General features: G+C 45.4%; 26 protein-coding genes and 1 other RNA gene. 7 read left to right on the top strand and 20 right to left on the bottom strand.

Annotated elements, in window-relative coordinates; genetic code table 11:
- Positions 1–28: 28 nt before the first annotated feature.
- Positions 29–238, bottom strand: coding sequence for a copper chaperone CopZ (copZ, locus tag MHH79_RS17230; protein ID WP_003244260.1), 210 nt, complete (start codon positions 236–238; stop codon positions 29–31).
- A 74-nt stretch (positions 239–312) separates the two neighbouring features.
- On the bottom strand, positions 313–618 hold the full coding sequence (csoR, locus tag MHH79_RS17235; RefSeq protein ID WP_340034755.1) for a copper-sensing transcriptional repressor CsoR: 306 nt from the start codon (positions 616–618) through the stop codon (positions 313–315).
- A gap of 127 nt (positions 619–745) precedes the next feature.
- Here csoR and iolW point away from each other — a divergent pair, with 127 nt between their 5' ends.
- The gene (iolW, locus tag MHH79_RS17240) at positions 746–1822 is read left to right on the top strand and encodes a scyllo-inositol 2-dehydrogenase (RefSeq protein WP_340034756.1); all 1077 of its coding nucleotides are present in this window, start codon (positions 746–748) and stop codon (positions 1820–1822) included.
- Between the two features lie 34 nt (positions 1823–1856).
- On the opposite strand, the gene azoRB is transcribed toward iolW, so the two are convergent.
- The 11 genes from azoRB to secG form a co-directional block, all read right to left on the bottom strand.
- Positions 1857–2492, bottom strand: coding sequence for an FMN-dependent NADH-azoreductase AzoRB (azoRB, locus tag MHH79_RS17245; protein ID WP_003243587.1), 636 nt, complete (start codon positions 2490–2492; stop codon positions 1857–1859).
- 158 nt (positions 2493–2650) lie between these two features.
- Positions 2651–4546, bottom strand: a complete 1896-nt coding sequence (locus MHH79_RS17250) for an FUSC family protein (RefSeq protein ID WP_340034757.1) — start codon at positions 4544–4546, stop codon at positions 2651–2653.
- Positions 4547–4711: 165 nt separating this feature from the next.
- Positions 4712–5113 carry a YvaD family protein gene (locus MHH79_RS17255; protein ID WP_047183182.1) on the bottom strand — a complete coding sequence of 134 codons (402 nt, stop codon included), beginning with the start codon at positions 5111–5113 and terminating at the stop codon, positions 4712–4714.
- A complete protein-coding gene (locus MHH79_RS17260) occupies positions 5110–5469 on the bottom strand; it encodes a multidrug efflux SMR transporter (RefSeq protein ID WP_322839852.1) in 360 nt (119 codons plus the stop codon). The genes MHH79_RS17255 and MHH79_RS17260 overlap by 4 nt, the downstream gene beginning before the upstream one ends.
- Positions 5466–6038, bottom strand: coding sequence for a TetR/AcrR family transcriptional regulator (locus tag MHH79_RS17265; RefSeq protein ID WP_015384644.1), 573 nt, complete (start codon positions 6036–6038; stop codon positions 5466–5468). Before MHH79_RS17265 ends, MHH79_RS17260 begins: the two co-directional genes overlap by 4 nt.
- A 109-nt stretch (positions 6039–6147) precedes the next feature.
- A complete protein-coding gene (locus tag MHH79_RS17270) occupies positions 6148–6942 on the bottom strand; it encodes an SDR family oxidoreductase (RefSeq protein ID WP_063334660.1) in 795 nt (264 codons plus the stop codon).
- Positions 6943–7117: 175 nt separating this feature from the next.
- Positions 7118–7480: a transfer-messenger RNA gene (gene ssrA / locus MHH79_RS17275) on the bottom strand.
- Between the two features lie 176 nt (positions 7481–7656).
- Positions 7657–8127: an SsrA-binding protein gene (gene smpB, locus MHH79_RS17280; RefSeq protein ID WP_003220025.1), complete on the bottom strand. Its 471-nt coding sequence runs from the start codon at positions 8125–8127 to the stop codon at positions 7657–7659.
- Positions 8128–8271: 144 nt separating this feature from the next.
- Positions 8272–10611, bottom strand: coding sequence for a ribonuclease R (gene rnr / locus MHH79_RS17285; RefSeq protein WP_003228386.1), 2340 nt, complete (start codon positions 10609–10611; stop codon positions 8272–8274).
- A gap of 18 nt (positions 10612–10629) precedes the next feature.
- A complete protein-coding gene (locus MHH79_RS17290; protein ID WP_003242610.1) occupies positions 10630–11370 on the bottom strand; it encodes a carboxylesterase in 741 nt (246 codons plus the stop codon).
- A 131-nt stretch (positions 11371–11501) separates the two neighbouring features.
- Positions 11502–11732 (bottom strand): preprotein translocase subunit SecG, encoded by a 231-nt coding sequence (secG, locus tag MHH79_RS17295; RefSeq protein ID WP_003220028.1) that lies wholly within the window; start codon positions 11730–11732, stop codon positions 11502–11504.
- 148 nt (positions 11733–11880) lie between these two features.
- Between secG and MHH79_RS17300 the strand changes: the two genes are divergently transcribed.
- Complete coding sequence (locus MHH79_RS17300; protein WP_015384645.1) at positions 11881–12654, top strand: alpha/beta hydrolase; 774 nt, start codon at positions 11881–11883, stop codon at positions 12652–12654.
- A gap of 33 nt (positions 12655–12687) precedes the next feature.
- Here the strand turns inward: MHH79_RS17300 and MHH79_RS17305 are convergent, their stop codons facing one another.
- Positions 12688–12921: a helix-turn-helix transcriptional regulator gene (locus MHH79_RS17305; protein WP_009968172.1), complete on the bottom strand. Its 234-nt coding sequence runs from the start codon at positions 12919–12921 to the stop codon at positions 12688–12690.
- Positions 12922–13072: 151 nt separating this feature from the next.
- Between MHH79_RS17305 and rghR the strand changes: the two genes are divergently transcribed.
- The 4 genes from rghR (at position 13073) to MHH79_RS17325 (ending at position 16177) form a co-directional block, all read left to right on the top strand.
- Positions 13073–13480 (top strand): transcriptional repressor RghR, encoded by a 408-nt coding sequence (gene rghR / locus MHH79_RS17310; protein ID WP_003220034.1) that lies wholly within the window; start codon positions 13073–13075, stop codon positions 13478–13480.
- Positions 13481–13509: 29 nt separating this feature from the next.
- Complete coding sequence (locus tag MHH79_RS17315; protein WP_046340265.1) at positions 13510–13929, top strand: helix-turn-helix transcriptional regulator; 420 nt, start codon at positions 13510–13512, stop codon at positions 13927–13929.
- A 91-nt stretch (positions 13930–14020) separates the two neighbouring features.
- Positions 14021–14347, top strand: coding sequence for a catDE operon transcriptional regulator CatR (gene catR / locus MHH79_RS17320; protein WP_003242888.1), 327 nt, complete (start codon positions 14021–14023; stop codon positions 14345–14347).
- Positions 14348–14476: 129 nt separating this feature from the next.
- A complete protein-coding gene (locus MHH79_RS17325) occupies positions 14477–16177 on the top strand; it encodes a methyl-accepting chemotaxis protein (protein WP_063334662.1) in 1701 nt (566 codons plus the stop codon).
- A gap of 39 nt (positions 16178–16216) precedes the next feature.
- On the opposite strand, the gene opuBD is transcribed toward MHH79_RS17325, so the two are convergent.
- From opuBD to opuBA, 4 genes are read right to left on the bottom strand one after another with little or no spacing between them, the layout of a single operon-like run.
- Entirely contained in the window at positions 16217–16897 is a 681-nt protein-coding gene (gene opuBD, locus MHH79_RS17330) for a choline ABC transporter permease OpuBD (protein ID WP_047183186.1), read from the bottom strand.
- Between the two features lie 16 nt (positions 16898–16913).
- Positions 16914–17834, bottom strand: coding sequence for a choline ABC transporter substrate-binding lipoprotein OpuBC (gene opuBC, locus MHH79_RS17335; RefSeq protein ID WP_100505825.1), 921 nt, complete (start codon positions 17832–17834; stop codon positions 16914–16916).
- Positions 17835–17845: 11 nt separating this feature from the next.
- Positions 17846–18499, bottom strand: a complete 654-nt coding sequence (opuBB, locus tag MHH79_RS17340) for a choline ABC transporter permease OpuBB (protein WP_063334664.1) — start codon at positions 18497–18499, stop codon at positions 17846–17848.
- A gap of 16 nt (positions 18500–18515) precedes the next feature.
- Positions 18516–19661 (bottom strand): choline ABC transporter ATP-binding protein OpuBA, encoded by a 1146-nt coding sequence (gene opuBA / locus MHH79_RS17345; RefSeq protein WP_014480909.1) that lies wholly within the window; start codon positions 19659–19661, stop codon positions 18516–18518.
- Positions 19662–19944: 283 nt separating this feature from the next.
- Here opuBA and MHH79_RS17350 point away from each other — a divergent pair, with 283 nt between their 5' ends.
- Positions 19945–20478, top strand: a complete 534-nt coding sequence (locus MHH79_RS17350; protein ID WP_063334666.1) for a GbsR/MarR family transcriptional regulator — start codon at positions 19945–19947, stop codon at positions 20476–20478.
- A gap of 31 nt (positions 20479–20509) precedes the next feature.
- Here MHH79_RS17350 and opuCD read toward each other — a convergent pair whose 3' ends face one another.
- Both opuCD and opuCC read right to left on the bottom strand, forming a co-directional pair.
- A complete protein-coding gene (opuCD, locus tag MHH79_RS17355) occupies positions 20510–21184 on the bottom strand; it encodes a glycine betaine/carnitine/choline/choline sulfate ABC transporter permease OpuCD (protein ID WP_015483698.1) in 675 nt (224 codons plus the stop codon).
- A gap of 17 nt (positions 21185–21201) precedes the next feature.
- The gene (opuCC, locus tag MHH79_RS17360; protein WP_015384655.1) at positions 21202–22113 is read right to left on the bottom strand and encodes an osmoprotectant ABC transporter substrate-binding lipoprotein OpuCC; all 912 of its coding nucleotides are present in this window, start codon (positions 22111–22113) and stop codon (positions 21202–21204) included.
- Between the last annotated feature and the right edge of the window lie 6 nt (positions 22114–22119).

The raw sequence follows: 22119 nt of genomic DNA on the forward strand, positions 1-22119 counted from the left end.
CGCCTCCCTAAAGGCGCGATACCTTGAATCACTTGGCTACATCATAGCCCTGATCTTCTATCGCATCCGCAATATCTTTGACTGATACTTTGTCAGCATCAAACGAAACATCGACTTTACCCGCTTCCAGATTGACATGAACGGCACTGACGCCGTCCAGTTCTCCTACGCTTGTTTCTACTGCTTTGACGCAGTGCTGACAAGACATTCCTTCAACTTGCAATGTTTTTTGTTCCATATCAATTCCTCCTGTTTATTCTTTCTATTTTCATCCTACCATACCCCCGTAGGGTATTACAATAAAAAAACGCTTTATGATTTTGTGAACTTTTTAAATACGTCCAAAAGCTCAGAAATGGCCTGTTCCCCGTCTCCGCTTTTGATGGCATCTGTTACACAATGATGGGCATGATCCTCAAGCAAATGAAGCGCCACATTTTTCATTGCCGCCTGAACAGCTGAAATTTGCACAAGAATATCTACACAATATCTGTCGTTTTCCACCATGTTTTGAATGCCTCTGACCTGGCCCTCAATCCGCTTAAGCCGGTTTGTAATCTGATCTTTTTCTTTCGAGCTTTTATGGTTTAATGTTTTATGTTCGTTATGCTTTTCCATGCGTACACCTCTGTTTAATGATATTAATTCCCATTATACTGATTGTCCAAACGGTTGTCTAAGCATGCCGACGCAAAAAATGAATCAGTTTGGTTTTACCATTTGATCAGGAGGGTATATACTTCTGATGAAAACGCTTTTAAAGGGGAGAAGAAAAGTGGATACAATAAAGGTTGGGATATTAGGATACGGATTGTCCGGTTCTGTTTTTCACGGGCCGCTGCTGGATGTTCTGGATGAATATCAAATCAGCAAAATCATGACATCACGGACAGAAGAAGTGAAACGGGACTTTCCAGATGCTGAGGTTGTACATGAGCTTGAGGAAATCACAAATGACCCTGCCATTGAGCTTGTCATTGTCACCACCCCGAGCGGCCTTCATTATGAGCATGCTATGGCATGCATACAGGCCGGAAAACATGTTGTGATGGAAAAACCAATGACAGCAACGGCCGAAGAGGGGGAAACATTAAAAAGGGCTGCCGATGAAAAAGGCGTATTATTAAGCGTATATCATAACCGACGCTGGGATAACGATTTTTTAACGATTAAAAAGCTGATCTCTGAGGGATCCCTTGAAGATATCAATACATATCAAGTATCCTATGACCGCTACAGACCTGAAATTCAAGCGCGGTGGCGGGAAAAAGAAGGCACTGCCACTGGTACGCTATATGATCTCGGCTCCCACATCATAGACCAAACCCTGCATTTATTTGGGATGCCTAAAGCCGTGACTGCAAACGTGATGGCTCAGCGGGAAAATGCCGAAACGGTTGACTATTTTCATTTAACCCTGGATTATGGCAAGCTTCAAGCCATTCTATACGGAGGATCAATCGTTCCGGCAAACGGACCTCGTTATCAAATCCATGGAAAAGATTCCAGCTTTATTAAATACGGAATTGATGGACAGGAAGACGCACTCAGAGCGGGAAGAAAACCAGAGGATGACAGCTGGGGTGCGGATGATCCGAAGTTTTACGGACAGCTTACAACCATTCATGGCTCCGACAAAAAAACAGAAACGATCCCATCAGTAAATGGCTCCTACCTTACCTATTACCGTAAAATAGCGGAAAGCATACGAGAAGGTGCTGCGCTGCCAGTCACTGCTGAGGAAGGTATTGATGTCATCCGCATCATTGAAGCCGCAATGAAAAGCAGTAAAGAGAAACGAACCATTATGCTGGAGCAATAAACTAAAGCCTCCCCAAATAAGGGAGGCTTTTTCATTAGAATGTTTTTCCTGCTTCTTTCGCACGCGCAATCGCGTCTTCTTTGATTTGCTGTGCTTTATCGGGCTCCGCATTATGTCCCTCTACGAAAATGCCATCGAATGATGGTACGCCGAAGAAGTTCATCATGATGCCGATGTAGCGGTGCCCCATTTCCATCTCAGCCGCAGGGCCTTCTGAATAGTAGCCGCCGCGCGCTTGGATATGAATTGCTTTTTTATCAGTTAACAAGCCGACAGGACCTTGTTCTGTGTATTTGAATGATTTTCCTGCAACAGCAACAGAATCGAGATACGCTTTCATCACTGGCGGGAATGAGAAGTTCCATAAAGGAGTAACAAATACGTACTTATCAGCTGATGCAAATTGATCGCTAAGCTCTCCCAAACGGCCTACTTTCGCTTTTTCGCTTTCAGAAAGCTCTTCAAAGCCTGTACCTGACTGAAGCTTTCCCCATCCGCTAAATACATCTGCGTCAATGTGCGGGATGTTTTCTTTGTACAAATCGATATGTACAACTTCATCATTTGGATTCGCTTCTTTGTAAGATTCGATAAATGCTTTACCTGTTGCCATACTGTACGAAGTTGCTTCGTCATGCGGATGAGCAGTGATATATAATACTTTTGCCATTTTTACCAGCCCTTTCGTTTTTAAAAATCACACATCAATTATTATCATACAGATGCATAATGATTATTCTGTCTCTCTTAGACTTTATTATAGAGACAAAGAAATTTACTTTCAAGTAAAACATCTCGAATTAGAGATTATTTAACTTTCCAAACAGCTTACTTTTCAAAAGCTGTTCTCAAGCCGGAATACAGCGCGGACAGTTCTTTACTGATTCGAGGATAATGAGGGACATGCGGCACTTGAATATCCGCAGGCAGCCTTTTCATGATAAAGGATTGCTCAGCCAGTTCAAAAAACGCCCGCAGCTGGTTGATCTCTTCATCAGAAAACGGAGCAGGCGGACGGCGGTGAGCTTGCGCCGAGAGCAAATAGTACCCTAAGTGCTGAGCACCCGAAATGGCAGGCCAGAGCGCATCCGCATTCGCATGAGGAAACTCTCCAAGCGCCTTGTCATACGCATCCCGAAGCCTGACAAGACTCACCCTTAACTTGTGTTCGTCGGCATTCTGCCCGGTTAACAGTTTCTCCATAAACTGCCCTTCCAACCGGATGACATTCCGCACAAGTTCAGGCAGCCGCTTGGTTGAAAACCGCCGCCACAAAAGCATTGTTCCCAACAACCCGATCACGCTGCCGACAGCTACATCAGTCAGCCTCGCTATCATAAAATAACCGGCACCCGCGCCGCCATGCATACTTTCTGTGATAACAAGCGCATTTGCGGTTAAAAAGGGAACAGCCAGCGCATAATTGCGGACGATCAGCATCTCAAGAAGACATTGCAGCGCTGCAATACATAACGCAATATAAACACCGCCCGGCTTAAAAAACAAGATTGCGCCTGCCAGCATAACACCTATCACCGTTCCGGCCGAACGCTGAATAGCCCTGTGAAGCGTAAAAACCACAGTAGTGCCAAGCATGACCGCTGCTGCCGAAAGCGGAATCCAATAGGAACGTGCAAAGCCGAATGCGAGGGCAAACATATCGGCGGCAAACAGAACAATTCCGTACTTTAACGCTCTAATCAAAACTGGAGACTTCCAGTCAAAAGCATTTCTCAAAAAGTAAAAAGAGGATGGCAGGCGGCTCGGCTCCCCGTCAAGCTGCTTATCAAAACGTCCTGAAGCGATATGCAAAACCTCATTGATTTCTTCAAACAGCTTCCGCCTAGGCTCAGATTCGTTCTCATTAATCTGAAACGTACCGGAAACCCGTGCATGCGCAAGCATATCTCCGGTTTGGCGAAGTGCCTTTTCAATCTGCACAGTCTCTCTGTCCGGCGTTTCAGCTGAAAAATGAATAATGGCAATGAATATGTCGTCAGCTTTTTCAAGGAGGCGGAAAAACCGTTCATCATGCCGCGATTTTTTCCGTCTGTTCCCTTTCCCAAGAACCGTTTGGCGGGCTGTTCTAAGCATGAGCACGGTCTGATGCTGTGCGTTATGAAAACCTGGCGTTCCGACGGCTGAAAGACATGCAGCCAGCTGATGATATGTTTTTTGCAGCACCGCTCCCTCCGGTCCATGTTTGTTCCATAACCAGCCGATTAAAGCGATACCCATGGCGAAAATGCCGCCGAGAAACGTCAGTCCCGCTCTGAACAGCGCTTGTGAAGGATCGGCCGGCAGCCCGGAACTGACTAAAAAGGCAAGGACAAAAAACATCGGCGCAGGGCCTTGAATGCCGAGAGCGCTAAAAATAAACATCGCCGCTGCACCGATCAGCCCCAAAACAGCCGCCATCATCCAAAGCATCCCGGACAAAAGCGTCCCTAAACCAAATGAGAGGGCGATCCCAATAGAAACCAAGAGCAGCTTCAAGGCGCGCTTTTTGTACGATTCACCGCCCGCATATAAATAAACAAAGCCTCCGATACTTGCAATTAATCCGTAATCCGTGTGACCTGCCAATGCACCGACCAGCACAGGAACCCCTGAAGCGAAACCTGATCCGATAGCCTTTTTCCAAGGAAATGGATTTGCATGAATGCGAAAGGCATCCTTCACAATAGGCATGATTCTTTGATTGTTCGCAGCAGTTTTGTTCATTTGACAAAATCCTTTTCAATGAATGTGTAGAACTTTTCCCGTTTCTTCGCTTTAGTATGCCCAAAAACGCGGTTAGCTTCTCAATTGGTGCGCCCGATAAAAAAACAGAGACTTATACCGTCTCTGCTTCATTACATCAGTTTATTATCATAAAAGCGGCACCTGTCAGGACTGTTTTGTCCTTCTGCCTTCCTTCAAGAGCAGGTGAATAAAAAATAAAGGATAAATCAATAGATACCCATTAAACAGCCACCACACAAGATCAAAGTCCCTGCTGAATGTCCAGAATGATAGCGCCTGCAGACCTGAACAACAGGTCAGCACAAGAGAAATCAGCGCCATCAGCTTCCAATCAGCACGATTCACCCGCTGTAAGTACAAGCTGTACAAACCTGTGACAGAAATCAGGATATCCAGCGGAAAAAAAGACCAGTTCCAAGCGATCATAAACGGATGGTCATGATGTTTAAAAGCCCAGTTTTCCGGTATGAGCGAAAACCCGGCTGACAGCCAGTACAAGATAAAACCGATATCAGTCACGAGAAAAAACAGCTTCATATATCTCATTTGTACGGCCCGCTTTTATGTACCGGCTCAGACACCCTAGCATGCTCGATCAGGTTTAAAGACACAACACCGGCAATAATCAATCCAATTGAAATGACTTTCATGACACTAACATGTTCTTGAAAAAACAAAAAACCAACGACTGTAATCAGGACAATTCCCATCCCTGACCATACAGCATAAGCAACTGATACATCAATGGATTTAAGCGTAAGCGTCAGAAAGAAAAGACTCCCTCCATAAAAGAAAATCAACAGCAAACTGGGAATAAGCTTTGTAAAACCGGACGATAGCTTCATGCTGACCGTTCCCGCAACTTCAAACAAAATCGCCAAGCATAGAAACACCCAATTCACGTCGCATCAGCCTCCTCATCAGCTGTTATACCGTTAAACAAAACATCTACAATTGATTCAAGAACCTCTCCTGTCGTGAACTGATGTTTCAGCGGATATTCAGGGTCATACACTTGGTTGATGCTCCCTATATACATGTGAACAAACAGGTCCGGATTGATGTTTCTGATTCTCTTTTGCTGTTTGCACTCGTTTAATAATGCCAGGACAATCGCCCATTCTTCCTTAATAAACGCGTCTAATGTAAGCCACGCATCGTAATGGTATTTCTTTAGTTCATTTAATAATCCCATGTTCAGCAGTTCCATCCCCTGCGGAAGGCTGATCAGCATTTTTTTCACCTTTTGGAGCACATTTAAACTTTCATTTTCATAGATGTCTCTTTCTATTTGCTTCATTTCAGCTATAAATTGTTCGACAACCGCCTCAACAAGCTGATCTTTAGATGAATAATATGCATAGAGCGTCCGCTTGCTCGTTCCCAGCGCTGCCGCCAAATCATTCATCGTTAATGAAAATCCTTTCTGCTTGATCAGCCGGATGGTTTCCGCCATAATTCTTTTTTCCACATTAATCCCCCGCTTTCGGTACCAATAAAACTATTTCAGTACCAATATTATACGGAAGAAATTTATGGAAATCAACAATATATAAAAAACCTCTCCTATTGGGAGAGGTTTAAAAGACACTGCGGACCAAACCGCCGTCCGCCCGAAGTGCCGCGCCATTGATCGCAGAGGAAAGCGGGCTGCTTAAAAATGTAACGAAGTGGGCGATTTCTTCCGGACGGATCAGTCTTTGAATAATAGATGTCGGCCGGTTTTCTTTCATAAAACGTGCCTCAGCTTCTTGAACAGTCAGGCCTTCACCAGGATACAGCGAGTTCAGCATGGTTTCCACACCCTCTGTTAAGGTAGAGCCCGGCATGACGGTGTTGACTGTGACATTCGTGCCGGTTGCCAGCTCCGCCAAACTGCGGGAAATGGACAACTGCATCGTTTTTGTCGCACTGTAATGCGCCATTTCCTGTGACGGCATAATCGCCGCTTCACTGGCAATGAAAATCACACGCCCTTCTTTTTTCTCTATCATGTTATGCAAATACCTGCGTGTCAGCCTTACACCGCTCATAATATTCACTTCAAAAAAACGAAACCATTCATCATCGGGAATATCAAAGTACTCCGCCGGTTCAAAAATCCCTAAATTGTTGACCAAAATATCAACGTGCGGAAATGCCTGAAACAGCTCATTACAGCCTTCTTCTGTTCCCAAATCAAATGCAGCTGGATAAAGAACCGCTTCAGCATGCTGTGTTTTCAGTTCATCTATCGTCTGATTCACTTTCTCTTCCCGCCGTCCATTAATGATCACTGCCGCACCTTCTTCAGCTAACGAAGAGGCAATAGCTTTTCCGATCCCTGATGTCGAACCGGTCACCAGTGCGGTTTTTCCTTGTAAATTCAGCTTCATTATTCATCCCTCCGTTTTTGATTCCTCTTATTTATTGACAGAAATCTGAAACATCTGCTCTGCAATCAGTATGAAACAGCTGGGATTGAAATGGAAGTACGCACTTTTTGGTACCTGTGGTTTGGAGAAAAAATAAAGCAGAACCTCTTAAGAGGTTCTGCTTTATTGTCAGTATGTATGGAGACGGTGGGAGTCGAACCCACGTCCAGAAACATCGATTACTTAAGCGTCTACGAGCGTAGCCTGCATATTTATGGTTTCACTCATCTTCTTGCCTGCGGGCGGGCCTTCCGAGAGCTAGTCTGTTCATCTCTTCTTACGTTCTCAGACGGGAACGCAAGCGTAGCCTACTTGGATGTGCTCTTCACAGACACATAGGCAATGTCAGGAAGAGCTCGCTGCGCTTATTAGGCAGCTAATGCTACGTTTTGGTTAAAACTGTTAGTTTTGCCAGTTATATTTAAGTGCGTGTTTACGAGATCGCCTCTCGGCTCGCAGCTCAAGCTCGATCCATCCCTGTCGAATCCGTAACGTCCCCTTGGTATAAGGGAAATACGGGAGAAAATATCAAGCTCTCACTCAAACTGGCTATAGTCTTATTATAACATGATCACGGCTCTTTTCAATTGTCAAATCCTTCAAATGAATGGCGTCGTGATCTGATCGTGAACACAGTATAGCACAGGCCTGATTTTCGAATCAAGCACTATGCCTTTAGAAGCCTTTTTGACTGTCTCTGAACGCTCTTTCGATTTCCCGCTTCGCGTCCTTGCGCTTCAGGTCTTCCCGTTTGTCATAGTTTTTCTTCCCTTTTCCAAGGCCGAGAAGCACTTTGGCAAAGCCATTTTTTAAATACAGCTTCAGCGGAACGAGAGAATAGCCTTTTTCCTTTGTTAACCCGATCAGCTTATTAATCTCCTTGCGGTGCATTAACAGCTTTCTTGTCCGTAGCGGATCGTGGTTATAGCGGTTTCCCTGCTCATATGGGCTGACGTGCATATTGTGGAGAAACACTTCTCCCCGTTCGATTTTGGCGAAGGAATCCTTAAGGTTTACGCGGCCGGCGCGAATCGATTTGATTTCTGTTCCTTGCAGAACGATGCCTGTTTCATAGGTTTCTTCTATAAAATAATCGTGGTTGGCTTTCTTATTTTGAGATAATACTTTTCCTGACCCTTTTGGCATGCCAGAACCTCCTCTCTCTAAGGAAAAACTGTCCACCTTTTGCGATACGCTCTATTTTACCAAATGTCACGTACTGCTACAATGAAAAGCTGTTTCCGAAAGAAAGCAAATAGAGCGCTGCGGCCCTATTTGCTGGTTGAGCTGCTATTTCTTCTTTTTCCGTTTCTGTTTCGGAGCATTCTGGAAGCCGCGTTTTTTCTTTTTCTTCTTCGGCTTAGTGAACCACTCCCCTTTTTCCTCAGACGGAGCTGGAGAAACAGGTGTATTGGTGCTTTGAACACGTTTTCTGGCAGGCTTTCCGCGTTTTCTGCTCCGGCTGCTGTCCAATTCTCTCGGACGCCGCGGAGTGCCCTTCATGCCGACAATTTCAAAGTCGATATTGCGCTCATCTTTATTGACATCGACAACCTTGACTGTGATTTCATCCCCGATGCGGAAGACGTTGCCTGTCCGCTCGCCAATCATTGCGAAATGCTGTTCGTCAAAGCGGTAGTAGTCATCTGTCATAAAGCTGACATGGACGAGTCCTTCAATTGTATTCGGCAGCTCGACGAACATTCCGAAGTTTGTCACAGAGCTGATCATGCCGTCAAACTCTTCACCGATTTTATCAAGCATGTATTCCGCTTTTTTCAGATCATCCGTCTCACGCTCGGCGTCAACTGCACGGCGCTCCATAGATGATGTATGTTCGGCGATATCCGGCAGGCGTTCAGCCCACTTTTCCTGTGTCGCTTCATCGACTTTGCCGTTGATCAAATACGTTCTGATCAGACGGTGAACGATTAAGTCCGGGTAACGGCGGATCGGCGATGTGAAATGCGTATAGAATTCCGTTGACAGACCGAAGTGCCCCAAGCTTTGCGGGTCGTATTTCGCCTGTTTCATCGAACGGAGCATAACAGTAGATATAACCGTTTCCTCTGGTCTGTCACGCACAGCGTCCAGAATGCTTTGCAGCGCGCGCGGATGAATATTCCCCGCCGTTCCTTTCACCACATAGCCAAAAGTCGTCACAAATTCTAAAAACTTTTGCAGCTTTTCAGCATTCGGCTCTTCGTGAATCCGGTATATAAACGGGACATTCATCCAATGGAAATGCTCCGCCACTGTTTCGTTTGCCACAAGCATAAATTCTTCAATCAGCTTCTCGGCGACAGAGCGTTCTCTGATCACAACGTCTTTAACCGCTCCTTCGTCATCAACAAGCACCTTTGCTTCTTTAAAATCAAAGTCAACGGCGCCGCGGTCCATCCGCTTATCGCGAAGAATTTGAGCCAGGCGCTCCATGTCTTTGAACATCGGAACAAGAGGCTCGTATTTTTGCTTCAGCTCTTCATCATCGTCAACAAGAATTTTATTCACATCTGAATATGTCATTCTTTCCGTTGTTTTGATGACACTTTGGAAGATCTCGTGCTCTGTCACCTGTCCCTGACTGTTAATTGTCATTTCACAAGAAAGCGTCAGGCGGTCAACCTTTGGATTTAAGGAGCAGATGCCGTTTGACAATCTGTGCGGAATCATCGGGATGACACGGTCAACCAGATACACACTTGTCCCTCTTTCAAGCGCTTCTTTGTCAATCGGCGAGTTTTCGGTTACGTAATGGCTGACATCAGCTATGTGAACGCCAAGCTTGTAGCTTCCATCATCAAGCTTCGTCACGGTAACTGCATCATCCAAATCCTTCGCATCCGCACCATCAATGGTGACAATCACCTGGTCACGGAGATCACGGCGGTCTTTCAGATCTTTTTCATCGATAGTGTCAGGCGTACTTGATGCCTGTTCCATCGCGTCAGCTGGAAATTCTCCCGGCAGGCCGTGCTTATGAATGACCGATAAAATATCAATGCCCGGGTCGTTTTTGTGGCCGAGAATGGTTTCAACCTCACCCTCTGCGTTCATGCGGCCTTCAGGATAGCTCGTCAGCTTGACAACAACCTTATGCCCTTCCGCAGCTCCATTTTTCCCATTTTTCGGAATGAAGATGTCACTCGTGATTTTTTTGTCGTCCGGAATGACAAAGCCGAAGTTTCTCGTTTCTGTATACGTGCCGACAACCCGCTGAATCGCTCTTTCTAAAATCCGTATGACGGTTCCTTCCTGCCTGGAGCCGCTTGACTGTGAGTTCAGACGCACCATGACGATATCGCCGTTCATTGCCGTATTCAGCTCATTAGGCGGAATAAACACATCACTTAACGACGTATCCTCAGGCAGCAAAAAGGCGAATCCTTTCGCATGGGCTGAAATCTTTCCTTTTATTAAATTCATCTTCTCCGGAATGCCGTAGCGGTCGCTTCTCGTCCGTACGATAAGCCCTTTTTCTTCCAAGGCGACTAACGCTTTGACGAGCTCTTTAAACTCCTCGGCTTCCGTAATATTTAACATCTCCTCAAGTTCCTGAACGGTCAGAGGTTTGTACGCCTCTTCCTTCATAAACGAGAGAAGCTTTTCCATAAATGCTTCTTTTTCCATTATCCGACCTCCTGTAGATTACCAATCGAGCTTCTCTAAAAATTCATACACATCCTGATGGACGAGGTCACGTTCTTTGTCGAGTGTAATGACATGCCCTGATTCCTCGTACCATTTCAGCTGTTTATCATCAGTTTCCACTTCGTTGTAAATAATATTGGCGCTTTCGGTATTAATCATGTGGTCATGACGGGCCTGCACCACAAATGTCGGTGAATAAATCATATCGACATTATTCCGCACATCAGCAATTAAGTCTTGCAGCGCCTTGAGGGTATTCATCGGCGTTTTTTCGAATTCTTTCATTTCCTCTTCAATTTGCTCAGGGCTTTTCCCCTCAAACTTTTTGTAATTGCGAGCGTATGAAAGAACGCCTTGATACATGACCTCTTCACTCTTAATATGCATCGGTGCGCACATTGGGACAATTCCCTTTATGGGTACAGTGTAACCCAATTTCAGCGAAAAAACCCCGCCAAGCGACAGTCCGCAGGCAGCAATGCTCTCATAGCCTTCAGATTTTAAGTATTCATAGCCATCCATTACGTTTTTCCACCAGTCTTCGGGCCCCGTATGTACAAGTTCTTCAGGCGGGACGCCATGTCCTTCATATTGAGGCGCGTGGCACGTATAGCCGCGTTCATTCAAATATCGTCCCAGCATCCTTACATCCGCTGTATTTCCTGTAAAGCCATGCAGCAAAAGCACCGCTTTGTCTCCGCCTTTAAATGTAAATGGTTTTGGTGTCACAACTTTCATGCTCATGTCTCCCTTTCTATCTGCACGATCATTTTAGTTTTCCACAGTTTAATCAGAAAAAAACGTTTTGAATATCATCAAGAAACGTGAAAAAGGCCTGACTTCACATCAGACCTTATACAAACATTGCCCTATAGGATATAAGCAAGCGCAATCGTTAACACGAAAAACAAGACTGCCAGCACTACCGTAATGCGGTGCAAAATTAAATCAAGACCTCTTGCTTTTTGTTTCCCGAAGAGCTGCTCCGCTCCGCCTGAAATCGCACCAGATAATCCGGCGCTTTTACTGGATTGAAGCAAAACGACAATAATAAGTGCAATGCTGACGATAACCAATAAGGTAATCAAAACTGCGTGCATCCCATACACCTCCAGACTCACTGGCTACATTACTTCTATTTTACATGAAAAGGGTTGGCATGTCACGCTGTATCAGACGCCAAAAGGCCGGATAAGACGTTTTATCTTGGTTACCCTATTTATATGAAAAGGTCAAAGGAGAAAAGCGATGCCGCTTATCAGCATAGACAGCAGGAAACATCTTTTTTATGAAGAATATGGACAGGGAATCCCTATCATTTTTATCCACCCGCCGGGCATGGGACGCAAGGTTTTTTATTATCAGCGCCTTCTATCCAAGCATTTCAGGGTGATTTTTCCCGATTTAAGCGGCCACGGTGATAGTGATCACATCGATCAGCCAGCGTCTATTTCCTATTACGCAAACGAGATCGTGCAATTCATGGACGCTTTGCACATTGATAAAGCTGTGTTATTCGGGTATTCTGCCGGAGGCTTAATCGCGCAGCATATCGGCTTCACCCGCCCGGACAAAGTGTCACACCTTATTCTGTCCGGCGCCTACCCCGCTGTTCATAACGTAATCGGCCAGAAGCTGCACAAACTGGGAATATATCTGCTTGAAAAAAACCCCGGTTTGCTCATGAAAATCCTCGCTGGCAGCCACACAAAAGACAGACAGCTTCGCAGCATATTAACAGACCATATGAAAAAAGCAGATCAGGCACATTGGCATCAGTATTATCTGGATTCACTTGGCTACAACTGCATTGAACAGCTGCCCCGCCTAAACATGCCAATGCTGTTTATGTATGGCGGCCTGCGGGACTGGACCTTTACAAACGCAGGCTATTACCGAAGAGCGTGCAGACATGCCGAATTTTTCAGATTGGAATATCAGGGACATCAATTGCCGACAAAACAATGGAAAACGTGCAATGAGCTGGTGACAGGGTTTGTGCTGACACATCATTCAAGATAGAAAACGCTTGGATCTCCTTGCGTTTTCTCTATCTCATTGACTTTTGTCAACAAAATCATAGTAAAAAAGATCCTCAAATTTCAAATTAAAATAGTGAAGCATTTTACCAATCACAAGCTGCCCCGGCCTTCTTTCTCCATTCAGCACGCGGCTCAGTGTGGCGGGTGAGACTCCGATTTCCAGCGCAAGCTGATTAAGGGAATAATCGTTATTAACCATATACTGCAAGACATAATCACGTCTAATCTGTATCTTTTCTACTGGCACTTTCCTCACCTTCCATTCCTGAATAACTTTTTTCTATACTTTTACATTACGGCTTATGTTAACTTTTGTCAATACATTTCCAGTCTTCCTATTCCCTTTAGTCAATAAACATACTAAAATATGAGTAACAGTGAGGGACGGGGTGAGATATATGGAAAGCTTTGGCGAACAATTACGGGCATTGCGTGAAGAGAGAAAGTTAACAGTCAACCAGCTGGCGACTTATTCAGGCGTAAGCGCAGCCGGCATCTCCAGAATCGAAAACGGAAAACGGGGCGTTCCCAAACCTGCTACCATCAAAAAACTGGCAGAGGCCTTAAAAATTCCTTATGAGGGGCTTATGTACAAGGCTGGTTACATCGAAGAAGTGCATGAAGCCAGGGCCCCTTATGAAACGAAGTGCAAGCTGCTTGAAAAAGCGGAGGCCTATGACCTGAAAAACCTTGCGCTTCTTGAGAACGAAAAGTGGCAATATCTCAATAAAGAAGATTTGCTCATGCTGGATCATTATTTTTCGTTTATTTCAGACGAAGCCAAAAAACGGTCTGCTGATGACTGACTCTTGATAGAAATGTGAGGCGATAGACCATGTCACCGTTCGGACAGCAATTACGGGAGCTGCGCCGCGCCCGCAAACTGACAGTGAATCAGCTTGCGGTGTACTCAGGCATCAGCTCGGCCACCATTTCAAAAATTGAAAACGGCAAACGAGGGACGCCAAAACCCGCCACGATTAAAAAACTGGCAGCCGTCCTGAAAGTGCCGTACGAAAACCTCATGGCCGCCGCAGGTCATATTCAGGCCTTTCCTGAAGAAATCCGCGAAGCATCTGAAAGCTATCAATCCGTTTATGACATTTACCAGACGGCTGTCACTCGCGGAGCGGAGCACCTCTCGATTTTCAATAGTCAAAAATGGGAACATCTCTCAAAGCAGGATATTGAAAATCTCAGCAAATACTTCGATTTTTTGTCTTCAGAAGCAAAAAAACGCGACTCTTCCTCATAATCCCATGTTTCTCTTTCTATATTTTATCAATCACGCTTGCATACCCTCCCTCGTTATTTGCGTTATAATAGTGACAGACGAGGTGAAAAGTATGAACCAATCAGAAATGTGTCCTAGATTTGAAAAAGCAGTCGACATCTTAAGTAAACGCTGGGTCGCTTTAATCGTATTTCAGCTCTTGAACGGGTCTCAGCGATTTAGCGAAATTGAAGCAGCACTTCCAAATCTAAGCGGCAGAGTTCTGTCAGAACGGCTGAAAGAACTTGAGCTTGAAGGAGTAGTGAAGCGGGATGTCATCCCTGAAACTCCGGTACGCATCGAATATTCATTGACTGATAAAGGAAAGGCGCTAGCACCCATTTTAGGTGAGATTTCTAAATGGGCGACTGAATGGATTGACCCTTCCTTTCTTGACTAATTGCTAAAACGGTTCTGATCTCAAAGACGAGAAAAGAGCCGTTTTTTATTTTTTTCCCAGGTGAAAAAACGATTTCTCAGCCGATATATAGTACATCCACACATTACGTTTTTAAAGGAGACCACTTATATGCGACTGACGATTTCCCGCAAATTCAGCCTGGTATTTTTGACACTGATCCTGATCAATTTACTTGTAGGCGGAATAGGCGCTTTTAATATGCAGCATATCATTCAAAAAACAGATGAAATCAACACGAAATGGATTGACGGCATCAAAGAAATCACATCGATTAATTATGTAACCGAGCACCTGTCTTCAAAAGAAAAGGACTTTCTGATTTACACAGACAAAAGCAAAATGGATACACTTGATCAAGAAATGAATCAGATCATTGAAGACATTAACCAAAAGCTCGATAACTACGAAAAAACGATCTCCAATGATAAAGAGCAGAAACTGTTCGAGCAGCTTCAAACTGAAGTGAACACCTATATGGATATTCATGCGCAAATTATCGAAAGCGGCCGCACAAATGACATGGACAAAGCAAGAGGTTTATTGGTTCAGACTGAGGCCAGCTTTGAGGATATGAAAAAAACAATCACTCAGCTTGTTGACTTAAATCAAGAAGGCAGCAACACAGCGGTAAAAGAAACGAAGGCCGTCTATCATAAAGGGCTCATTTACACTGCTTTGCTTGTGGCAGCATCGATCCTCATCAGCATTTTCATCTGGCTTTATATCACGCGAAACATTGTAAAGCCTATCATTCGCATGAAGGAATCTGCCAATCATATTGCCGAAGGCGATCTGTCGAACGATATGGAGCCGCTCAACTCAAAAGACGAGCTGGGTGATCTGAATGAAGCGCTGCAAAAAATGGTAGGGAATCTGAGAGATATTGTCGCATATTCTAAAGAAATATCAAGCCGGGTTCTTTCTTCTTCACAGGTGCTTGCAACCGCAACGAATGAAACAAGATCCGGCAGCAAACATATTACCGAGACGATGAACGAAATGGCTGAGGGCTCTGAACAGCAGGCCCAAGACGCCGTGACGATTGCCGAATCGATGAATGAGTTTACCGAAAGCATTGATAAAGCCTATAATCACGGCATCACCATCAGCGATACGTCTCAAAACGTTCTCGAGCTCGCGGTAAGCGGAAACAAAAATATGGATACGTCAGTACAGCAAATGAAAACCATCCATCATATTGTTCAAGAAGCCGTGCATAAAGTGAGATCACTGGAACAGCATTCTCAGGATATCAACAAGCTCGTTCAGGTCATCAACGGAATTGCCGAGCAAACGAATTTGCTGTCCCTTAACGCCGCGATTGAAGCTGCCCGCGCAGGAGAAAGCGGTAAAGGCTTCGCCGTTGTGGCAGATGAGGTCAGAAAGCTGGCTGACGGCGTTTCTGATTCCGTTCAGGATATTACCCGGATTGTAGGCGGCACACAGCAGGATATCCACACTGTCATTACGTACTTGGAAAGCAGCTTTACCGAAGTCGAAAAAGGAACGGAAAACCTGACAGACACCGGGCAGGCTATGCAGCATATCAAACAATCCGTCACTCACGTTGCAGACAGCATTAAGGAAGTAACGGATGGCCTGAAGCAGTTAACAAACCAATCGATTACCATCAATCAATCGATTGAAAATATCGCTTCTGTATCCGAAGAGTCGGCTGCCGGCATTGAAGAAACATTTTCAATAACCGAGCAATCCGCCCATTCGATGGATCAAGTGCTTCAAAATGCTGAAGAGCTTGAGCAGCTGGCGAAGGAGCTTAATGAGAAGATGGGTCAGTTTACGATTTAAATAGAAAAAAGAGGCTGGAGTCCAGCCTCTTTTTCTATTCTATGCAGCTGATTGAACGTGTTTCGCCCCGGTTCTTTTTTTCTTCACCGGACTTAATGCCCGCTCCAGCCAGGCCATGAGCAAATCCGCCCCTACCGCCATTACCGCAGTTGGTATCGCTCCGGCTAGAATAATCGCAGTTCCGTTTGTTGCGTTTGAGCCGCGGACAATCATGTCCCCAAGGCCTCCGGCACCAACAAATGTGCCAATCGCTGTAATTCCGATGGCAATGACGAGAGCCGTGCGAAGGCCCGCCATAATGACAGAAAGTGCGAGCGGGAGCTCAACCATTCTGAGCACTTGGAATTTCGTCATACCCATTGCTTTTCCCGATTCTAAGTAGGCATGCTCAATACTGATAATGCCTGTGTACGTGTTTCGAATAATCGGCAGCAGGGAATACAGAAATAATGATAGAATCACGGTATTTGCGCCGAGCCCCATAACAAGCATTAAGACGGCCAGCATAGCGAGTGCCGGGATTGTTTGAATAACGTTTGTTACTGCAAACACCCAGGCTGACAAACGGCGAAAATGCGCGATGAGGATTCCGACCGGAACCCCGACGACAGCGGCAAACAATACGCCGTAAGCCGACATGAGAAAGTGGCGGCCGAATTCATCCATGACGTAACTGCCATTCTGCGTGTAATACATCATTAACTGTTCAAACACGTTCATTGACCTCTTCCCCCTTTCACGATTCGAAGTAGTGATGTTTTTCTAAATATTCCTTGGCAACGACAGACGGTTCTTTGAGATTGCCGTCGACTTCATAGTTAAGCTCCTGCATCGTGGCTGTGTCGATTTTTCCGAGCATTTTCTTGATGATGCCTTCAAGCTCAGGATGTTCTTTGAGCACCTTTTCCGGAACAACAGGAGAGCAGTCGTACGGCGGGAAAAATTGTTTATCATCCTTTAGCATTTTGAGACCATAGGACTTGATTCTTCCATCGGTTGAATACGCAAGCACAATGTCCATTTTTCCGCTTTTCACCGCGTCGTACACAAGGCCGATCTGCATTGGATACGTGCCGCCGAATGTCATGCCGTAGGTTTTCGTAAAATCCTGATAGCCGTTTCCTTTGAGCTTCATCCAATAGTTATCAACGCCCAGCTTTAATTGCGGCGCCCATTTTTTAACGTCTGATACGGTCTCTAAATGGTATTGGTCGGCCAGCTCCTTGCTGACTGTAAAGGCATATGTATTATCAAACCCGTAGGAGTCATACCACTTTAAATCATATCTTTTTTTAAACTCCCGCTGAGTAAGCGCCAGCGCTTTGTCCGGATCTTTTTCAGGTTGCATTCTCAGCGTGCCTGTCAGCGCGTCTCCCGTATATCTTGTGGCCGCAATGTCGATTTCACCATTCATTAAAGCCTGCTGCTGCACCGCGTTGGAGCCAAGATTTTTAATCGTTGTTGTTTTGAGATCAGTATGGTGTTCGATCAACTGGCCAAGCATGCTGGCGATGATTTCTGATTCGCTCATGCTTTGCGCGCCGATTTTAATGGTCTGGTCTGCAGCAGCGCTGAGACCAGGAAGCGAACAGCCGCTCAGCGTCAGCGTTGCCGCAAGTGCTAAACCTATCATTAATTTGAGATATTTTCTTTTCATGAGCCGCCTCCTTATGACAATTCCTTCAATCTCTGCATGCCGGCAGGTGTCAGTTTTCGTTCAGCAACTGCCAGCACATAATCAATCACAATTGCCAATAACGTGACAGGTACCGCGCCCCCGATGATATATTCTGGCTGATATAAATTCAGTCCGATAAAAATGTAATCCCCCAATCCGCCGCCTCCGATAAAGGAAGCAAGCGTGGCCCAGCCGATTAAGTAAATCGTCGATGTCCTGATTCCCGCCATGATCACTGGCGCGGCAAGCGGCAGCTCCACCAAGCGGACTTGTTCAGCCGGCGTCATTCCGATTCCTTTACCAGACTCGAGCAGATTTTTGTTGACGCCGCGAATGCCGGTATACGTGTTGCGAAGAATCGGCAATACGGAATAGAAAAACAAAGCCACAATGGCCGGAACCTTTCCTACACCAAGGAGCGGGATAAAAAAAGCGAGGATGGCCAGACTCGGCAGCGTCTGAATGATATTGACAATGCCGATAATGGTGCCGGCTCCTTTTTTCATTCTGGTAAGCACAACCCCGAGGGGGACGGCAACCAGCACGCCTAAGATCACAGCAATGAGCGATATCGTAATATGCTCGTATGTTTTATAAAGAAGCTCGCCCCCATTGGTTTGCAAAAATTGAACAATATGATGCATGACTTATCGCCCCTCCCTATGACAATGCTGCGAGCTGCTTTTCTTCTCCCCAGAGGGAGTCATACACGATGTCGACCAGACTTGCCCTCGTCACAATTCCGATCAGGCGTCGGTCTTCATCCACAACGGGAACATATTTGACACCCCGTTTTAAAATTTTGCGGACCGTGTCGCGCAGCAGTGTGCCGCCCAGTACTGTGTATATATCTTCATGTAAAACCTCACCTATGAGATTGGCCTTTTTCCGGCATTGATCAATGATTTCAACATCGACATAGCCTTGCAGAACGTGCTCGTCATCGACGACCAGCAATGAATCGACCCGTTCCTGCCTCATCAGCTGAATGGCCTCAGAAAGCGTTTTATCCGCGGTGATCGTTACAGGCTGTGTGTTCATAATCTGGTCAACCCGTTCAACATCCGGGCTGGATGATTGAATCAGCCGCTCCTTGCCGATAAATTCCTCAACAAATTCGTCTGCCGGATTTCTTAAAATGTCATCGGGCGTTCCAACTTGAACGATTTCTCCCGCTTTTAAAATCACAATCCGGTCTGCCAGCTTAATCGCTTCATCCATATCGTGGGTAACAAATACGATGGTTTTATGTAAGGTTTTTTGCAGTTTTTTAAATTCTTCCTGGAGGGAATCCCTCGTAATCGGGTCGAGTGCCCCAAACGGTTCATCCATTAAGATAAGCGGCGGCTCCGCGGCAAGTGCCCGTAATACACCAATTCGCTGCTGCTGTCCCCCGCTTAATTCATGAGGGTAACGGTCTACATATTCTGGCCCCATATCGACCAATTTTAAAAGCTCACGCGCCCGCTCTTTCCGCTGCTGCTCCGGCCATTTCAGCAGTTTTGGGACGAGTGAGATATTCTGCTGAATGGTCATATGGGGAAACAGGCCGATCTGCTGAATCACATAGCCAATTTTGCGCCTGAGCTCTACAGGATCCTGGTCCATGATGTTTTCGCCGTCAATGAAAATCTTCCCGGCGGAAGGCTCAATTAATCGGTTAATCATTTTCATTGTTGTCGTTTTTCCGCAGCCGCTCGGCCCGATAAAGCAGATAAATTCGCCTTTTGCAATCTTAAGATTTACGTTGTTCACGGCTTTTTTGCCGCCCTTGTATGTTTTCGAGACATTTTCTAATGTCAGCAAACATCGCACCTCCAAAATTAAGTTTATTCAATTTGTTCAGTTTAAATTTAATTTTTCAGACAATTGAATGCTTCCCATTATAGAATAAAGTTTATAAAATAAAAAGTTTACAATTTGTTCATATTATTTATAAAGTATGTGTAAACGCTGATTTACCCGCATTGACGTGTGTTGATCTCCTTATTGCTCCAATTTCCTGCCAAATTCTCTTTTGACAGCATTTTCGCCGTATCAAAAATGTGGTATATTGACATCGGAATTGTTAGCTGAAAGGATGAAACCGTTGGAGAAAGATCCGTTAACGATCATTGAACAAGCCGAGGACCATTTTATAGAAAGAATCGCGGAAAACATGCATGCATTTGGAATGCCCTCTACCGTCGGACGAGTGCTGGGCATTATTTATATGAATCGAAAACCGATGACGCTTACGGAATTATCTGAGGCCACCGGCATGAGCAAAACACGCATGAGCCAGGTAGTGCGGGAAATGCTTGATGCCAACATTGCCGAGAAGGTGTTCGAAAAAGGCGTGCGAAAAGATTTATATGAGGTTGAGCAGGACTACTATCAAACATTTATCACGCTGTTTTCAGCCACCTGGAGCAAAGTCGTCAGCAAAAACAAAATGATGCATAAAAAACTCAATCGGGAGCTGCTCAGCGTCCTGGATGAGGAGCTTTCCCCCGAAGCGGAAGAAAAAGTGAATGAACTGCTGAAGGAATTAAAGGAATGGCTCGATTATTATAATTGGCTCGCGCGATTGATTGAGTTTTTTGAGAGTGAAGAGATTTTTAAATATGTGCCGAAGCCATAAAAAACGCCCTGTCATTACAAGGCGTTTTTTCTTATGCGGCACCTGCCAGGTTTTTCTTCTTTCTCTTTTTAATCGGGCTTAACGCTCGTTCAAGCCAACCCATGACCAAATCGGCAATCACCGCCATCAGAGCTGTGGGGATCGCTCCCGCTAATATAATTGCGGTTCCGTTTGTGGCGTTTGATCCCCTGACGATGATATCCCCGAGACCGCCAGCACCGACAAATGTCCCGATGGCCGTAATGCCGATGGCAATGACAAGCGCGGTGCGCAGGCCGGCCATTATGACCGAAAGCGCAAGCGGAAGCTCGACCATCCGCAGCACTTGAAATTTTGTCATCCCCATTGCTTTTCCGGATTCAAGATAGGCGTGCTCAATACTGATAATCCCAGTATACGTATTTCTGATAATCGGCAGAAGAGAATACAGAAATAATGACAATATCACCGTATTAGCGCCCAGCCCCATGACAAGCATCAGCACGGCGAGCATGGCGAGAGCCGGGATGGTCTGAATGACGTTCGTGACCGCAAAAACCCATCCGCTTAATCTTCTGTATCTGGCTATCAGGATGCCGAGCGGAATTCCAACAATGGCGGCAAATAAAACGCCGTACACCGACATCAGAAAATGGCGGCAAAACTCCTGCAGCACATAACCGCCGTTTTGCGAATAGTATGTGCCAAGCTGCTGTAGTACTTCCATATGATCCACCTCTTTTCTTAGTCAAAATAATGATGTTTCTCTAAAAATTCCTTTGCTACGACAGACGGCTCCTTCAGCTTGCCATCCACTTCATAATTAAGTTCCTGCATCGTTTCCGTGTCGATTTGCCCAATCAGCTTATTGATCACACCCTCAAGCTCCGGATGCGCCTTAAGCACCTTTTCCGGAATCACCGGTGAACAGTCATACGGCGGAAAGAAACGCTTATCATCTTTTAAGATTTTCAAGTCATAGGCTTTAATCCGTCCATCCGTTGAATAAGCCAGAACAGCGTCCATTTTCCCGTTTTTGACTGCGTCATAGACAAGCCCGATCTGCATTGGATAAGTTGTGCCGAATTCAAAGCCATATGTGCTGACAAAGCCTTTGTACCCGTCGCCTTTTCGTTTCAGCCAAGCATTGTCGACGCCTAATTTATATTGGGAGGCATTTTTTTTCAGGTCGGACACGGTGTTAATATGCTCCTTTTCCGCAAATTTTTTTGTTACGGTGAAGGCATATGTGTTATCAAAGCCGTAGGAATCAAACCATTTATAGGAAAAACGCTTTTGAAACTCATTCTGCACAATGTTCAGCGCTTTTTTCGGATCTTTCTCCGCTTCCTTGCCGAGGGTGCTCGTTAAATCCGTTCCGGAATAGCGCGTGGCAGAAATATCAATGTCACCGCCCAGCATCGCTTGGTGCTGAACATAGTTTGAGCCGAGGTTTTTCACTAAAGCGGTATTCAAATCTGTATCGTGTTCAATAAGCTGCGCGATCATATTCGCTACAATTTCTGATTCTGTCATGCTCTGCGCCCCGATTTTGATCGTATCGTCAGAAGCGCCGCCTAGACCCGGCAGAGAGCAGCCGCCTAGCAGCATGACAAAGACGAGAGCAAACGCGCCAAGCCATTTGATTTTTGTCATTTTCAA

Origin of the sequence: Bacillus sp. FSL K6-0993 (genome assembly GCF_037977205.1) — a bacterium.
In the GTDB taxonomy this organism is placed as follows: domain Bacteria; phylum Bacillota; class Bacilli; order Bacillales; family Bacillaceae; genus Bacillus; species Bacillus subtilis.

Coding starts and splice junctions, on each gene's coding strand:
- copZ (WP_003244260.1), bottom strand. CDS start 238: ATGGAACAAAAAACATTGCAAGTTGAAGGAATGTCTTGTCAGCACTGC.
- csoR (WP_340034755.1), bottom strand. CDS start 618: ATGGAAAAGCATAACGAACATAAAACATTAAACCATAAAAGCTCGAAA.
- iolW (WP_340034756.1), top strand. CDS start 746: ATGAAAACGCTTTTAAAGGGGAGAAGAAAAGTGGATACAATAAAGGTT.
- azoRB (WP_003243587.1), bottom strand. CDS start 2,492: ATGGCAAAAGTATTATATATCACTGCTCATCCGCATGACGAAGCAACT.
- MHH79_RS17250 (WP_340034757.1), bottom strand. CDS start 4,546: ATGAACAAAACTGCTGCGAACAATCAAAGAATCATGCCTATTGTGAAG.
- MHH79_RS17255 (WP_047183182.1), bottom strand. CDS start 5,113: ATGAGATATATGAAGCTGTTTTTTCTCGTGACTGATATCGGTTTTATC.
- MHH79_RS17270 (WP_063334660.1), bottom strand. CDS start 6,942: ATGAAGCTGAATTTACAAGGAAAAACCGCACTGGTGACCGGTTCGACA.
- smpB (WP_003220025.1), bottom strand. CDS start 8,127: ATGCCAAAAGGGTCAGGAAAAGTATTATCTCAAAATAAGAAAGCCAAC.
- rnr (WP_003228386.1), bottom strand. CDS start 10,611: ATGGAAAAAGAAGCATTTATGGAAAAGCTTCTCTCGTTTATGAAGGAA.
- MHH79_RS17290 (WP_003242610.1), bottom strand. CDS start 11,370: ATGAAAGTTGTGACACCAAAACCATTTACATTTAAAGGCGGAGACAAA.
- secG (WP_003220028.1), bottom strand. CDS start 11,732: ATGCACGCAGTTTTGATTACCTTATTGGTTATCGTCAGCATTGCACTT.
- MHH79_RS17300 (WP_015384645.1), top strand. CDS start 11,881: ATGCCGCTTATCAGCATAGACAGCAGGAAACATCTTTTTTATGAAGAA.
- rghR (WP_003220034.1), top strand. CDS start 13,073: ATGGAAAGCTTTGGCGAACAATTACGGGCATTGCGTGAAGAGAGAAAG.
- MHH79_RS17315 (WP_046340265.1), top strand. CDS start 13,510: ATGTCACCGTTCGGACAGCAATTACGGGAGCTGCGCCGCGCCCGCAAA.
- catR (WP_003242888.1), top strand. CDS start 14,021: ATGAACCAATCAGAAATGTGTCCTAGATTTGAAAAAGCAGTCGACATC.
- MHH79_RS17325 (WP_063334662.1), top strand. CDS start 14,477: ATGCGACTGACGATTTCCCGCAAATTCAGCCTGGTATTTTTGACACTG.
- opuBD (WP_047183186.1), bottom strand. CDS start 16,897: ATGAACGTGTTTGAACAGTTAATGATGTATTACACGCAGAATGGCAGT.
- opuBC (WP_100505825.1), bottom strand. CDS start 17,834: ATGAAAAGAAAATATCTCAAATTAATGATAGGTTTAGCACTTGCGGCA.
- opuBB (WP_063334664.1), bottom strand. CDS start 18,499: ATGCATCATATTGTTCAATTTTTGCAAACCAATGGGGGCGAGCTTCTT.
- opuCD (WP_015483698.1), bottom strand. CDS start 21,184: ATGGAAGTACTACAGCAGCTTGGCACATACTATTCGCAAAACGGCGGT.
- opuCC (WP_015384655.1), bottom strand. CDS start 22,113: ATGACAAAAATCAAATGGCTTGGCGCGTTTGCTCTCGTCTTTGTCATG.